Origin of the sequence: Pseudonocardia broussonetiae, from assembly GCF_013155125.1 — a bacterium.
Classification (GTDB): Bacteria; Actinomycetota; Actinomycetes; order Mycobacteriales; family Pseudonocardiaceae; genus Pseudonocardia; species Pseudonocardia broussonetiae.
This window is the reverse complement of record NZ_CP053564.1, coordinates 531,118-543,757: the sequence shown is the minus strand read 5'-3', so window position 1 is coordinate 543,757 and position 12,640 is coordinate 531,118. Positions and strand designations below refer to the sequence as shown.

The window sequence follows — 12,640 nt, the reverse complement described above, 5'->3', positions numbered from 1 at the left end:
CCCCGCCCGAGCCCCACGCCCACCCGCCGGACCGGCGTGGCAACCTCTCCGGTGTGAGCAGCAGCGTCGACACCCCCACCGGGACTCCCGGGAACGCCGGAACCCCCGAGACCCCCGAGCACACCGCCGTCCGCGAGGCCGCCCTCCGCGCCGCCGCCGCGGCCCCGGGCGTGCGGGCCGCGGGCGGGGCCGCCGTCGACGCCGCCCTCCGCACGGCCGCCGAGCTGCTGCGCGAGCGCTCCCGCGACCTCCTCGAGGCCAACCACGCCGACGTCACCGCCGCCGAGCAGAACGGCATGGCCGCCGGCCTCCTCGACCGCCTGCGCCTCACCCCCGAGCGCATCGCGGAGATGGCCACCCAGCTCGACGTCCTCGCCGACACCCCCGAGCCCCCGCTGCAGCGCGAGGTCCGCACGCTGCCCACGGGGGAGCGGGTGTTCGAGCGGCGCGTGCCCGTCGGCGTCATCGGGGCGGTGTTCGAGGCGCGTCCCAACGTCACCGTCGACGTCGCCTCCCAGGTCCTCAAGGCCCGCAGCGCCGCCGTCCTGCGCACCGGGGCGGCCGCGCTGGGCAGCGCGACGGCGCTGGTCGAGCTCGTCCTCGCCCCGGCCCTGGAGCGCCACGGCGTGCCCGCCGACGCCGTGCAGCTCGTGCCGACCCCCGGCCACGCCGGCGCCGACGCGCTCGTCGGGCTGCCCGACCTCGTGCCGCTCGTGGTCGTCCGCGGCAGCGGTGACATCACGCGCCGGCTCTCCGCGCTCGGCGCCGCGGCGGGCACCCGCGTGCTCGCCCACGCCGACGGCGGCGGGGTGCTCTACCTGCACGGCAGCGCCGACGAGGACGACGTCACGCGGCTGGTCACCGAGTCGACCGACCGCCTCGGCGTCTGCAACCGCCTCAACCTCCTGCTCATCGACGCCGACGCCTACGAGCGGCTCTGGCCCGTCGCCGAGGAGGCGCTGGCCGACCGCGACATCGTCCCCAGCCTCGCCCCGCACGACCACCCGCTCGGCCACGAGTGGGCGCTCGACTCCGGCTCCGAGGCCCACGTGACGGTCGCGACCGTCGACGGCCCGCTCGACGCCGCACTCACCGCCGCCCGCGAGACGTCCGGGCTGGCCGCGTCGGTCTGCGCCACCGACGAGGACGCCGCGACCGCGTTCATCGACGCCTACACCGGCACCGGCGTCTTCTGGAACACCACGACGCGCCTGCTCGACGGCTACAAGCTCCTCGGCCTGCCCGAGACCGGCATCAACGTCGACCACACCCCGGGCCCGCGCGGCCCGGTCACCTACGTCGACCTGTCGCTGCGCCAGTTCGTCGTGCTCCCCGCCTGACGCACCTCGCGCGCGGTGCTCCCGAACCGCGCGCGGAACGCCCGGCTGAAGTGCGAGGCGTCGACGAAGCCCCAGGACAGGGCGAGGTCGCCGATCGTGCGGTGGCGCAGCGCGGGGTCGCAGAGGTCGGCGCGCACGGCGTCGAGGCGCTGGGCCCGGATCCACTCCGCGATCGAGCACGGCTCCCCGGCGAACGCCCGGTGCAGCGTGCTCACCGACGCGTGCAGCTGCCCGGCGATCATCGCGACCGACAGGTCGGGGTCGCGCAGCCGGGCCCGCGCGACCGCCCGCACCTGCTCCCGGCGCGCCTCCAGCGACGGCTCGGGCGCCTCGCCGCCCAGCGAGCTCAGCCCGGCCACCACGATGTGCCCGACGCTCTGCGCCACCGCGGCCGCGGCGGCGGGTTCGAGCACGGCGATGTCGGCGGCCAGCGTCCGGATCATCTCGATCATCAGGTGCCCGGCGCCGCGGGAGCCCCGCACGCTCCGCGCGGTCAGGTCGGTCGCGTCGCGCAGCTGGGAGCGCAGCGTCGGCCCGGGCAGCATGAGGACGTACTGCTGGAACGGGCCGTCGAAGTCGAGGCGGTAGGGGCGCGTGGAGTCGTAGAGCGCGAAGTCGCCCGCGTGCAGCACGGCCGTGCGGTCGTCCTGGCTGATCCGCCCGACGCCCGAGGTCTGGATGCTCACCAGGAACCGGTCCTCGGCCGCCCGCGCGATCAGCGACGGCGTGCGGTGCACGTGCTGCGCCGTCGCCGTGACGCGGGAGAGCTCCAGCGTGGCCAGCGAGTCGATCCGGATGTCGCCGACGACGTCGTCACCGGGCGCGTCGCAGGCGAGCTGCACGTAGGCGTCGGAGACGGCGTCGTTCCAGAAGGCCAGCCGGTCGCGCGCGTCCACCTCGTCGGTGGTGAGCAGGCGGGCCATGGACCGACGGTAGGGACGGCGACCCCGCCCGGCAAGGCCCTGACCCGCAGAGTCAACGAGGTCGACACGCAGGGTCCACCGCGGGGGCCGCCGCGTCGCCAGGCTCGTCGGCCATGAGCACCCACCCGCAGTTCCGCGCCGCCGCCGTGCAGGCCGCGCCCGCCTTCCTCGACCTCGACGCCGGCGTCGACAGGACGGTGGCGCTGATCGCCGAGGCCGCCGCCCACGGGGCCGAGCTGATCGGCTTCCCGGAGACCTGGCTGCCCGGCTACCCGTGGTTCATCTGGCTCGACTCCCCGGCCTGGGGCATGCAGTTCGTCCAGCGCTACTTCGACAACTCGCTGGTCTACGGCTCGCCGCAGGCCGACCGCATCGCCGCCGCCGCGCGGGAGCACTCCATCACCGTCTCGCTGGGGCTGTCCGAGCGCCGCGGCGGCAGCCTCTACATCGCGCAGTGGACGATCGGCCCGGACGGGGAGACGATCGCGCGGCGCCGCAAGCTCAAGCCCACCCACGTCGAGCGGACGGTCTTCGGCGAGGGCGACGGCTCCGACCTCTCGGTGCACGCGACGCCGCTGGGCCGCCTGGGCGGGCTGTGCTGCTGGGAGCACCTGCAGCCGCTGTCGAAGTACGCGATGTACGCCCAGGACGAGCAGGTGCACGTCGGCGCGTGGCCCAGCTTCTCGCTCTACGTCGGCGGGGCGTACGCGCTCGGCCCGGAGGTCAACACGTCCGCGAGCCGCGTCTACGCCGTCGAGGGCGGGTGCTTCGTGCTCGCGCCGTGTGCCACGGTCTCGCCGGAGATGATCGAGCTGCTCTGCACCGACGACACCAAGCGCGCCCTGCTCCAGCCCGGCGGCGGGCACGCGCGGATCTTCGCCCCCGACGGGCAGGAGATCGCCGAGCGCCTCGCGCCCGACGCCGAGGGCCTGCTCTACGCCGACATCGACCTGGGCATGATCTCCCTGGCCAAGGCCGCGGCCGACCCGGCGGGTCACTACTCGCGCCCCGACGTCACCCGGCTGCTGCTCAACAGGACGCCCGGCGACCGCGTGGTCCCGTTCACCGCGCCCGGCGTCGAGATCGGCGGGGACGTGGAGCCCGAGCCGGCGCTGCGCGCGGAGGTGCCGGCGTGATCGAGTCCGCGATCCCCGACCACCTCGTCACCACCCGCACCCGCCACCGCCGGGTCCCCGACGACTACGCGCCGCCCTACCCGTCCTACGTGGCGCGCTCGGCGACGTCGGTGCGCCAGGTCGTCATGGCCTACCTCGGCCTGCAGCACGACGGCGACGACCCGCCGCCCGGCCTGCTCGCCCCGATCGACGCGGCGCTGGCCGCCGCCGACGGGCCCGGACACCACGACCGGGCGCGGGGCGACGGCGAGACCGTGTCGATCGCCTACTGGGACGACCCGGAGCAGTTCGACCGCTGGTGGGACGCGCACCGCGACTCCTGGCTGGGCGACGGCGTGCGCGACGGCAACGGGCGCTGGGCCGAGGTCCTGCGCCCCACCGTCGAGGAGCACGAGACGCTGTTCTCCTCGACCGGGCGGCCCGAGGGCGTCGCCGTGCTGGCCGAGGGGCTGTCGGGCGAGGTCCAGGAGCACGGCTACTGGGGCGGCATGCGCGACCGCATCCCGCTCTCGCAGACCGACGCGATGGCCCCGGTCGGGGAGCCCGTCGTCGAGCGCGACGGCGGCCGCGTGCGGGTGCGTCCGCAGCACGCCGCCTGCCTCATCCGCTCCGGCCAGGACTGGACCGACACCGACGGCGCCGAGCGCGTGATGTACCTCGAGGAGGTCGAGCCGGTGCTGCGCGCGGGCATGGACTTCCTGCGCGACGAGGGGAGCGCGGTCGGCTGCCGCACCAACCGCTACCTCACCGTCGTCGAGGACGCCCGGCCCGTCGACCGCACCTTCGGCATGAGCTGGTGGCGCAGCCTCGACGCGCTGGAGCGCTGGTCGGAGTCGCACCCGACGCACGTCGCGATCTTCGGGGCGGCCATGAGGTACCTGACGACGACGGGTCCCTCGGCGCGGCTGCGGCTCTACCACGAGGTGTCGGTCGCGGCCGCCGACGAGCAGTACTTCGAGTACGTCGACTGCCGCCCGGGAACGGGGTTGTCCGGCAACGGCTAGATTCGGGGCGTGCTGCATCGAACGACCCTGCCCAACGGGCTGCGGGTCCTGCTCGTCCCCGATCCCGCCACCCCCGTCGTCGGCGTCGCCGTGCACGTCGACGTCGGGTTCCGGTCCGAGCCGCAGGGGCGCACCGGGTTCGCGCACCTGTTCGAGCACCTCATGTTCCAGGGCAGCGAGAGCCTGGAGAAGCTCGCGCACTTCCGGCACGTGCAGAGCTCGGGCGGGGTGTTCAACGGCTCGACCCACCAGGACTACACCGACTACTTCGAGGTGCTGCCCGCAGCGGCCCTGGAGCGGGCGCTGTTCCTGGAGGCCGACCGCCTGCGCGCGCCCCTGCTCACGGTCGAGAACCTGCGCAACCAGGTCGACGTCGTGAAGGAGGAGATCCGCCTCAACGTCCTCAACCGGCCCTACGGCGGCTTCCCCTGGATCCTGCTGCCGCCGGTCCTCTACGACACCTTCCCCAACGCGCACAACGGCTACGGCGACTTCTCCGAGCTCGAGCAGGCCTCCCTCGACGACGCCGCCGCGTTCTTCGACACCTACTACGCGCCGGGCAACGCGCAGGTCACCGTCGCCGGGTTCATCAACGTCGACGAGACGCTCGCGCTGGTGGAGAAGCACTTCGGCGACATCCCCGCCCGCCCGACGCCGGTGCGCCCGAGCTTCGCCGAGCCGGTGCCCGGCGCCGAGCGCCGCCAGGTCGTCCCCGACGCCCACGCGCCGCTGCCCGCGCTCGCGATGGGCTTCCGGCTCCCCGACCCGGCCGCCGACCTCGACGGCTACCTCGCCCACATGCTGCTGGCGTCGGTGCTCGGCGACGGCGAGGCCGCGCGCCTGCAGCGCCGGCTCGTGCACGCCGACGGGATCGTCACCGACGTCTCCGCCTCGGCCGGGCTCATGGGCTCGCTCGACGCCCGCGACCCCGACACGTTCACCGTCACCGCGGTGCACCCGGCCGCGGTCGACCCCGACCGCGTGCTCGGCGCCGTCGACGAGGAGCTGGAGAAGCTGGCCGCGCAGGGCCCGAGCGCCGACGAGCTGGCCCGCCAGGTCGCGCGCTGGTCGGCCGGCGCGCACCAGGAGAACGACCGCGTCATGTACCGCATGCTCGGCCTCGGGGCGCGCGAGCTGCTCTACGGCCGCGCCGAGATCACCGACGAGCTGCCCGGGCGCCTCGCCGCCGTCACCCCCGACCAGGTGCGGGACGCCGCGGCGTCCCTGCGCGGGGCCGGGCGGGGCGTGCTGCTGGTGGAGCCCGCCGCCGCTCAGGAGGAGAGCGCATGACCACCGCGACCCACCGCTCCGCGGAGCAGATCGGCCGCACGCCCGCCGGTCCCCGGCCGCTGCCCGCGCTCGGCGTCACGCGGGAGGTGCCGCTGCCCGACGTCACCGGGACGACGCTGGCCAACGGCCTGCGCGTGCTCGTCGCGCGCCGCGCCAGCGTCCCGATGGTGGAGCTGCGCCTGCGCGTCCCGTTCGCCGACCCGGCGCCCGGCAGCGGGCACCCGGCGATCGCGGAGCTGCTGTCGGAGACCCTGCTGACGGCCACCGCCACGCGCGACCGCGTCGCCATCGACGACGAGCTGGCCGCCGTCGGCGCCGACCTCGGCGCGAGCGTCGACCCGGAGCGCCTGCTGATCGCGGGCTCGGGCCTCGCCGACGGGCTGGCGACGATCCTCGACGTGCTCGCCGACGTCCTCACCGGCGCCACCCACCCCGACCACGAGGTGGCGCGCGAGCGGGAGCGGCTCGTCGAGCGCATCGCGGTGGCCCGCGCGCAGCCGCGCACGATCGCGCGCGAGGCGCTGCAGCGCGTCCGCTTCGGCGACCACCCGATCACCGCCGAGATGCCCACGGCCGAGGCCGTCACCGCGGTCACGGCGGAGCGGGTGCGGGCCACGCACGCGGCGTCGCTGGTGCCGCGGGGGTCGACGCTCACGCTCGTCGGCGACGTCGACCCGGCCGCCGCGGTCGCGGCCGTCGAGCGGGCCCTGGGGTCCTGGACCTCCGACCGCACCGCGCTCGAGCTCTCCGCGCCGCCGTACCCGGTGCCCGGCGAGCTGGTCCTGGTGCACCGGCCCGGGTCGGTGCAGTCGCAGCTGCGGCTCTCGGGTCCCGCCGTGCCGCGCGACGACCCCGCCTACGCCGCCCTGCAGCTGGCCAACCTGGTGTTCGGCGGCTACTTCTCCTCGCGCTGGATGGAGAACATCCGCGAGGACAAGGGCTACACCTACGGCGCGCACTCCGGGCCGGAGTTCATCCCCGGCGGCGCGGTGCTGGGCGTCGACACCGACGTGGCCAGCGACGTCACCGCGGCCGCGCTGCTGGAGACCCGCTACGAGCTGGGCCGGCTCTGCGCGGTGCCGCCCACGGCCGAGGAGATCGACGCGGCCCGCAGCTACGCGGTCGGCTCGCTGCTGATCTCGCTCGACAACCAGGGCGGCCTCGCGTCGACCATCGCCGGGCTGGCGTCGGTCGGGCTCGACCTCGACTGGCTGCGCGGGCACCCCGCACGGCTGGCCGCGGTCACCGTCGACGAGGTGGCCGACGCCGCGCTGCGGTTCTTCGCGCCCACCGGGTTCTCCGGGGTGGTCGTCGGCGACGCCGAGGTCATCGGGCCGCGGGTGCGGGCGCTGGGCGGGATCGCCCCGTGATCGACTTCGACCTGCTCGCCCCGCCCGTCCTGTCCCGCTCGGGCGTCCTGCGCGACGAGCCGCTGCGCACCGACACCGCCCGCCAGGTGGCCGGCTGGCCGTCGGCGCGGCTCGTCGTCGTCGACCCGGAGGGGCGCACGCCGGTCGAGTGGGACGCCGCCCCCCAGGGCGGCTTCCGCGCCGCCGACGCCGGGAGCTGGGACGTCGCCGCGGGCGGGGCCCGGCTCAAGACCCGGGCGACGTCGGGCGACGCCCCCACCCCCGACGCCGTGCTGCTCGGCGAGCGCGACCACATCGCCTACTGGGCGGTGCGCGGCAAGCCCGACCTGCTCGCGGGCGACGACCCGAGCGAGTGGGTCGACCTGCGGATGACCGGGGCCGTGCTCGACGCGCTGGGCGCGGGCCTGTTCACCACCGCGGTCGCCGCACTGAACTGGCACGACTCCGCGCGCTTCTGCTCGCGCGACGGCTCGCCGACCCACCCGGCGAACGCCGGCTGGCACCGGCACTGCGAGGCGGCCGGGCACGAGGAGTACCCGCGCACCGACCCCGCCGTCATCTGCCTGGTGCACGACGGCGGCACCGGCCCGGACGCGCGGGTGCTGCTCGCGCGGCAGCCGGTGTGGCCGGCGCGGCGCTACTCGGTGCTCGCCGGGTTCGTCGAGGCGGGGGAGTCGCTGGAGGCGTGCGTGCTCCGGGAGATCCACGAGGAGGTCGGCGCCACCGTCTCCGACGTCCGGTACCTGGGCAGCCAGTCGTGGCCCTTCCCGCGGAGCCTGATGGTCGGTTTCCACGCCGTCGCCGACCCCTCGGTCACCCTGGTCCCGGCCGACGGCGAGATCGCGGAGGCGTTCTGGGCCACGCGGGCCGACGTCCGCGCGGCGCTGGGGGAGGGCGACTGGTCGGCGAGCGGCGAGGCCCCCTTCCTCCTCCCGGGCAGCGTGAGCATCGCCCGCAGCATGATCGAGGCCTGGGCCGCGCTCTAACCACCGGGCTCGCACACAGGCTCCGGGGCTCGCACACAGGTCCGGACCTGTGTGCGCCCCCCGGGAGGTGTGTGCGAGCCGCTGGGTTGTCCACATCGCGCGGCGGTTGTCCCCAGGAATCCTGCGCCCCTGTCGCCGCGGCTCCCGCCCGCCGAGCATTCGGGGCATGACGTCCACGGCGCCCGCGGTGCACCTCCGGACCGGCCTGCGGGCCGCCGGGTACTCCGACGACGAGGTCCGGCAGCGCGTCCGGGCGGGGGAGCTGGGGGTCGTGCGGCGCGGCGCCTACGTCGACGGCCCGCTGCCCGACGACCACGCCACCCGGCACCTCACCGCGGTGCGGGCGGCGTCGGAGCAGCTGTGCGCCGACGCGGTCTTCAGCCACGCCTCGGCGGCCCTCCTGCACGGCTGGCCGGTCTGGGGCCTGCCGCTCGGGGCGGTGCACGCCACGCGGTCGCGGCGCACGGGTGGGCGGGTCGACCCGGCCGTGCACGTCCACGCGGCCCGCCTGCGCGACGACGAGGTCACCTGGCTCGACGGCGTCCTGGTCACCGACGCGCCGCGGACGGTCGCCGACGTCGCGCGCACGGCGCCGTTCACGCAGGCCGTGGTCGTCGCCGACGCCGCGCTGGCGAGCGGCACCGTCGACGCCGATTCCCTGGCGCGGGCGATCGCCCGGCAGAAGGGGTGGCCGGGGGCGCCGCGGGCCCGCCGCGTCCTGGCGTTCGCGGACGGCGGAAGCCGCAGTGTCGGCGAGTCGCGCAGCCGCGTCGCGATCGCGCAGGCGGGGCTCCCGGCGCCGGAGCTGCAGCACGAGTTCGTCGACCGGGGCGGCGCGCACGTCGGCACCGTCGACTTCTGGTGGCCGCGCAAGCGCGTCCTCGGCGAGTTCGACGGCCTCGTCAAGTACGGGCGCCTCGTGCCGCCCGGCCGGACCGCGGCCGACGTCCTGGTGGCCGAGAAGGCCCGCGAGGACGCCCTGCGCGACCTCGACCTGCGCGTCCTGCGCTGGCTCTGGAGCGACCTGACCGACTTCCGCGCGACGGCGGCTCGCCTGCGCGAACGCCTCTCCTGACCGGCTCGCACACAGGCTCCGGGGCTCGCACACAGGGCAGAACCTGTGTGCGAGCCCCGGGAGGTGTGTGCCAGCCGGCTAGGCGGCGAGCTTGGCCTTCACCTGCGCCAGGCTCGGGTTCGTGGCGGTCGTCTCGTCCGGGAACAGGATCACCGGGACGGTCTGGTTGCCGCCGTTCACGCCCTCCACGAACCGGGCCGCGTCGGCGTTGCGCTCGATGTCGATCTCCGTGTACGGGATCCCGGCCTGGTCGAGCTGCAGCTTGAGGCGCCGGCAGTAGCCGCACCACGTCGTCGAGTACATCGTCACCTGGGACATGCCCCCTTCAACCGTGCGGCGGGCGCACCTCTTCCCGGCGCGGGTGCCAGGATGGTCCCGTGCGTGATTCGGGTCTGGACGACGAGCAGCGGGCCGCGGTCACCGCCCCCCGGGGACCCGTCTGCGTCCTGGCGGGCGCGGGCACCGGCAAGACCCGCACGATCACCCGCCGCATCGCCCACCTGGTGAGCACGGGGCACGTCGCGCCGGGGCAGGTCCTCGCGGTGACGTTCACGGCGCGCGCCGCGGGGGAGATGCGCACGCGCCTGCGGAGCCTGGGCGTGTCCGGCGTGCAGGCCCGCACGTTCCACGCCGCGAGCCTGCGCCAGCTGCGCTACTTCTGGCCGCGGGTCGTCGGCGGCGACCAGTGGCAGATCCTCGAGGGCAAGCTGCGCATCGTCGGGCAGGCCGCCGCGCGCCTCAAGGTCGGCACCGACGCCGCCTCGCTGCGCGACTTCGCCGGCGAGATCGAGTGGGCCAAGGCCTCGCTGATCACGCCCGGCGACTACGCCGCGGAGGTGGCGAAGCGCAGCCGTGACATCCCCGGCCCGGCCGAGCAGGTCGCCGCCGTCTACGCCGGGTACGAGGCGCTGAAGAACCGCGCCGAGCTGCTCGACTTCGACGACCTGCTGCTGCACACCGCCGCCGCGCTCGAGGAGAACGCCGACGTGGCGGAGGAGTTCCGCGACCGCTACCGCTGCTTCGTCGTCGACGAGTACCAGGACGTCACGGCGCTGCAGCAGCGCGTCCTCGACGCCTGGCTGGGCGACCGCGACGACCTCACCGTCGTCGGCGACGCCAACCAGACGATCTACACCTTCGCCGGCGCCACCCCGAAGCACCTGCTCGACTTCCCGCGCCGCTTCCCCGAGGCCGTCGTCGTGCGGCTGCAGCGCGACTACCGCTCCACGCCGCAGGTCGTGGCGTGCGCCAACACGCTGATCGGCGCCGCCCGCGGCCGCGCGGCCGGCAGCAGACTCGCGCTCATCGGCCAGCTCCCGCCCGGCCCGGAGCCCGACTTCACCGAGTACGACGACGAGCCCGCCGAGGCCGCCGCCGTCGCCGCGCAGATCCGCCGGCTCGTCGACGAGGAGGGCGTGCAGGCCGGTGAGATCGCCGTCCTGTTCCGGATCAACGCGCAGTCCGAGGCGTACGAGCAGGCGCTCACCGCGGCGGGCGTCCCGTTCCAGGTGCGCGGGGGCGAGCGGTTCTTCTCCCGCCCCGAGGTGCGCAAGGCGATGAGCGTGCTGCGGATGGCGAGCGGGCGCACCGACCCGCTGGTCGACGCCGTGCGCGACGTGCTGGCCCCCGTCGGGCTGTCGGCCGAGCCGCCCGGCGGTGCGGCGCAGCGGGCGCAGTGGGAGTCGCTGCTGGCCATCGTCGAGCTGGCCGAGCAGCTCGTCGCCGACGAGCCGGACGCCGACGTGCGCCGCTTCTGCGCCGAGCTCGACATCCGCGCCGACGCCGCCCACCCGCCCGCCGTGCAGGGCGTCACGCTGGCGTCGCTGCACGCGGCGAAGGGCCTGGAGTGGGACGTCGTGTTCCTCGTCGGCCTCGCCGACGGCACGCTCCCGATCCAGCACGCCGACGGTGACGAGGCCGCGATCGAGGAGGAGCGCCGCCTGCTCTACGTCGGCGTGACGCGCGCCCGGCGCCGCCTCGCGCTGTCCTGGGCCCTCTCGCGCCAGCCCGGCGGGGCCCGCAAGCGCCGCCGCAGCCGCTTCCTGCACGGCCTCATCCCCGACGCGCACCCCGCCTCGCGCATCGCCGCGCCGACCGCGGCGGGCAGCAAGCCGCGCTGCCGGGTGTGCGGGTCGCCGCTGCTGGGCGTCGACGCGCTGAAGATGCGCCGCTGCTCCGACTGCCCGTCCGACGTGGACACCGAGCTGCTCGACCGCCTCCGCGGCTGGCGGGCCGAGGAGGCCCGGGAGCAGCAGGTGCCGGCCTACGTGGTGTTCACCGACGCCACCCTCACCGCGATCGCCGAGCACCGCCCCGCCGACAGCGCCGCGCTGGTGTCGATCCCCGGCATCGGCGCCCGCAAGCTCGACCGCTACGGACCCGCCGTCCTCGCGCTGGTCAGCGACCTCTGAGCCGCGCGTCCGGCGAGTTCCGGACTCCGTCGGAGAAAGTTTCCGTAAATAGGTTGCCCACCCCGGCGGGGTATCCCTAACGTAACTCCCCGACGGACTGCACCGGCCCGTCCCGCGCCACGACCATCCACTGAGGAGGTGCCCACGATGATCACGATGACGACCACCCTCGTCCCGGTCCACGGCACCCGTCTGTGGACCGAGGCCGGCTTCGCGCAGGCGTCCGCGTACGTCCGCGGGCGCAAGCCGCGTCCGGCCGTGATCACGGCCGCAGGGATCGATCTCGACAACAGCACAGGTGTGTCCGCGGTGAGGTGTCGCAAGTAGACGCCGACACTCACCGGCAGCAGTCGAAGCCGCGGACCCGACAGGGTTCGCGGCTTTTTTGTTCTCCGGTTCGAGTATCAGGAGGTAGTGCGGTGCTAGTCCGATCAGTTCCGTTGGACGGCGGAGCGATCAACCCCGACCAGATGGGTGGCGACACCGCCTCTCCTCTGGGGTCCCTGCTCGACGCGGCACCCCGCGCCGGCCTCGACCTGCCCTGTCGCTCCGGCGACGCCGACCTGTGGTTCGCCGAGGCTCCCCGCGAGCTGGAGCAGGCCAAGGCGCTGTGCGGGGCGTGCCCGATCCGGGCCGAGTGCCTGGCCGGCGCGCTCGCGCGCGAGGAGCCGTGGGGGGTGTGGGGCGGCGAGATCTTCGAGCGCGGCGCCGTCATCCCCCGCAAGCGGCCCCGGGGCCGTCCCAGCAAGGCCGACCTGGCCCGCGACCGCGCGTACGCCGCGGCCTCGGCCTGACCACCCCAGCACGACCGACCCCTCAGGAGCCCGCCATGACCCTCATCAGCACCGCCACCCCGTACCCGTCCGGCGCCGTCCGCGACCGCGAGGCCCGACTCACCCGAGGACACGGAATGTTGCTCATGAACGAAGCCCTGGCCCGATCCCGACAGCAGGAGGCCGAACAGGCCGCACGCGACCACGCCCTGGCCCGCCAGTTCGTGGCGGGCCGCACCTGGGCCCGCCTGGCGGCCTTCGCGCAGCGGCGCGCCGACCGCGCGCGGCGCGCGGTGCGGTGATCCACGGCGCACTGATCGACGGCGCGCCGA

At 75.4% G+C, this 12,640-nt stretch carries 13 protein-coding genes; 11 read left to right on the top strand and 2 right to left on the bottom strand.

Going from position 1 to position 12,640, the window contains the following annotated elements; translation table 11 throughout:
* Positions 1-53 precede the first annotated feature (53 nt).
* On the top strand, positions 54-1,340 hold the full coding sequence (locus HOP40_RS02690; protein ID WP_172154316.1) for an aldehyde dehydrogenase family protein: 1,287 nt from the start codon (positions 54-56) through the stop codon (positions 1,338-1,340).
* Here the strand turns inward: HOP40_RS02690 and HOP40_RS02685 are convergent.
* Positions 1,295-2,263 (bottom strand): AraC-like ligand-binding domain-containing protein, encoded by a 969-nt coding sequence (locus tag HOP40_RS02685; protein WP_172154314.1) that lies wholly within the window; start codon positions 2,261-2,263, stop codon positions 1,295-1,297. The two genes, HOP40_RS02690 and HOP40_RS02685, sit on opposite strands and share 46 nt — an antisense overlap.
* Positions 2,264-2,376: 113 nt before the next feature.
* Between HOP40_RS02685 and HOP40_RS02680 the strand changes: the two genes are divergently transcribed.
* The 6 genes from HOP40_RS02680 (at position 2,377) to HOP40_RS02655 (ending at position 9,124) form a co-directional block, all read left to right on the top strand.
* Positions 2,377-3,399: a carbon-nitrogen hydrolase family protein gene (locus tag HOP40_RS02680; protein ID WP_172154312.1), complete on the top strand. Its 1,023-nt coding sequence runs from the start codon at positions 2,377-2,379 to the stop codon at positions 3,397-3,399.
* The gene (locus tag HOP40_RS02675) at positions 3,396-4,403 is read left to right on the top strand and encodes a phenylacetaldoxime dehydratase family protein (protein ID WP_205347059.1); all 1,008 of its coding nucleotides are present in this window, start codon (positions 3,396-3,398) and stop codon (positions 4,401-4,403) included. The genes HOP40_RS02680 and HOP40_RS02675 overlap by 4 nt, the downstream gene beginning before the upstream one ends.
* A 9-nt stretch (positions 4,404-4,412) precedes the next feature.
* A complete protein-coding gene (locus tag HOP40_RS02670; RefSeq protein ID WP_420821782.1) occupies positions 4,413-5,693 on the top strand; it encodes a M16 family metallopeptidase in 1,281 nt (426 codons plus the stop codon).
* On the top strand, positions 5,690-7,063 hold the full coding sequence (locus tag HOP40_RS02665; RefSeq protein ID WP_172154310.1) for a M16 family metallopeptidase: 1,374 nt from the start codon (positions 5,690-5,692) through the stop codon (positions 7,061-7,063). Before HOP40_RS02670 ends, HOP40_RS02665 begins: the two co-directional genes overlap by 4 nt.
* A complete protein-coding gene (nudC, locus tag HOP40_RS02660) occupies positions 7,063-8,049 on the top strand; it encodes an NAD(+) diphosphatase (protein WP_205347232.1) in 987 nt (328 codons plus the stop codon). Before HOP40_RS02665 ends, nudC begins: the two co-directional genes overlap by 1 nt.
* A 166-nt stretch (positions 8,050-8,215) precedes the next feature.
* Positions 8,216-9,124 (top strand): hypothetical protein, encoded by a 909-nt coding sequence (locus tag HOP40_RS02655; RefSeq protein ID WP_172154306.1) that lies wholly within the window; start codon positions 8,216-8,218, stop codon positions 9,122-9,124.
* Between the two features lie 78 nt (positions 9,125-9,202).
* Here HOP40_RS02655 and HOP40_RS02650 read toward each other — a convergent pair whose 3' ends face one another.
* A complete protein-coding gene (locus tag HOP40_RS02650) occupies positions 9,203-9,442 on the bottom strand; it encodes a mycoredoxin (RefSeq protein WP_172154304.1) in 240 nt (79 codons plus the stop codon).
* Positions 9,443-9,501: 59 nt separating this feature from the next.
* Here HOP40_RS02650 and HOP40_RS02645 point away from each other — a divergent pair, with 59 nt between their 5' ends.
* The 4 genes from HOP40_RS02645 (at position 9,502) to HOP40_RS02630 (ending at position 12,610) form a co-directional block, all read left to right on the top strand.
* The gene (locus HOP40_RS02645) at positions 9,502-11,535 is read left to right on the top strand and encodes an ATP-dependent DNA helicase UvrD2 (RefSeq protein ID WP_172154302.1); all 2,034 of its coding nucleotides are present in this window, start codon (positions 9,502-9,504) and stop codon (positions 11,533-11,535) included.
* A 156-nt stretch (positions 11,536-11,691) separates the two neighbouring features.
* A complete protein-coding gene (locus tag HOP40_RS02640; protein WP_172154300.1) occupies positions 11,692-11,862 on the top strand; it encodes a hypothetical protein in 171 nt (56 codons plus the stop codon).
* Between the two features lie 92 nt (positions 11,863-11,954).
* Complete coding sequence (locus HOP40_RS02635) at positions 11,955-12,329, top strand: WhiB family transcriptional regulator (RefSeq protein ID WP_420821781.1); 375 nt, start codon at positions 11,955-11,957, stop codon at positions 12,327-12,329.
* A 35-nt stretch (positions 12,330-12,364) separates the two neighbouring features.
* Positions 12,365-12,610: a hypothetical protein gene (locus HOP40_RS02630; protein ID WP_172153778.1), complete on the top strand. Its 246-nt coding sequence runs from the start codon at positions 12,365-12,367 to the stop codon at positions 12,608-12,610.
* Positions 12,611-12,640 lie beyond the last annotated feature (30 nt).

Excerpts from the sequence above, each read along its gene's own strand:
- HOP40_RS02640 (WP_172154300.1), top strand. The coding sequence starts at position 11,692 with ATGACGACCACCCTCGTCCCGGTCCACGGCACCCGTCTGTGGACCGAG.
- HOP40_RS02650 (WP_172154304.1), bottom strand. The coding sequence starts at position 9,442 with ATGTCCCAGGTGACGATGTACTCGACGACGTGGTGCGGCTACTGCCGG.
- HOP40_RS02630 (WP_172153778.1), top strand. The coding sequence starts at position 12,365 with ATGACCCTCATCAGCACCGCCACCCCGTACCCGTCCGGCGCCGTCCGC.
- HOP40_RS02685 (WP_172154314.1), bottom strand. The coding sequence starts at position 2,263 with ATGGCCCGCCTGCTCACCACCGACGAGGTGGACGCGCGCGACCGGCTG.
- HOP40_RS02680 (WP_172154312.1), top strand. The coding sequence starts at position 2,377 with ATGAGCACCCACCCGCAGTTCCGCGCCGCCGCCGTGCAGGCCGCGCCC.
- HOP40_RS02665 (WP_172154310.1), top strand. The coding sequence starts at position 5,690 with ATGACCACCGCGACCCACCGCTCCGCGGAGCAGATCGGCCGCACGCCC.
- HOP40_RS02655 (WP_172154306.1), top strand. The coding sequence starts at position 8,216 with ATGACGTCCACGGCGCCCGCGGTGCACCTCCGGACCGGCCTGCGGGCC.